The 866-nt window shown below is 47.2% G+C and carries 1 protein-coding gene; it reads left to right on the forward strand.

What is annotated here, in order from left to right:
* The coding region (locus H3S94_RS11745) for an Ig-like domain-containing protein (RefSeq protein ID WP_198241177.1) at window positions 1-866 on the forward strand (866 nt) is incomplete at both ends.

Below are 866 nucleotides of genomic sequence, written 5' to 3' on the forward strand. Positions count from 1 at the left end.
ACTCTTGTGGCCAAAGATAAGTTTGGCAATCCGATAGACTATGACCCTTCACAATTGAGTTTTGTTTCATCGTCTGACGGGAGCGCCATTGATATTGGTACAATAACGAAGACTGGCGCAGGTACGTATAAAGCGGTCGTTACGGGCAAAAAGATTGGTCAATATAGATTTGTACCCAAAAAGGATAACAACACGCTTGCAGAGCTGTCAGCGACAATCAGTGTGACAGCTGGAACACCGGTTGAAAAGGACAAGGGTAGTGAAATCGGCTCGACCTTTGAAGCCGATCAGCACACGATTGTCGCGGACGGTGCAGCCTCATCGACCATGACGTTCAAGGCGCAGGATTTTTATGGCAATGTTGTTGCAGGATTAGGCAACAAACTTACCTTTGACATTGTTGACGGGGGCGGTAACAAGCCGGATGAGAGCAAGGTTGTTCTGTCGAACATTCAAGAGACACCGGCTCAAAGCGGCATTTATGTAGCCACATTGAAAGGCACGCTTGTCGGAACTTATAAAATCACACCGAAGGTTTCTTCTGTTGCTGTTGGAACACTCAATGCGGCCGTGACACTGACAGCCGGTGATGTCGATGGGGGAAAAGGAAATTCCAGCTTTGGCGCAGATAAGACACCCATTCCAGCAGATGGAACTGCACAATCAACACTCACCTTTAAAGCGAAGGATGCCAATCAAAATCCCGTCACAGGATTAGGTAACAAACTTGCTTTTGACATTGTTGACGGGGGCGGTAACAAGCCGGATACGAACAAGGTTATTCTGTCGGAAATTCAAGAGACACCGGCTCAAAGCGGCATTTATGTAGCCACATTGAAAGGCACGCTTGCCGGAACTTATAAAAT

It is taken from the genome of Bartonella sp. B10834G3 (assembly GCF_016102505.1).
GTDB lineage: Bacteria > Pseudomonadota > Alphaproteobacteria > Rhizobiales > Rhizobiaceae > Bartonella > Bartonella choladocola.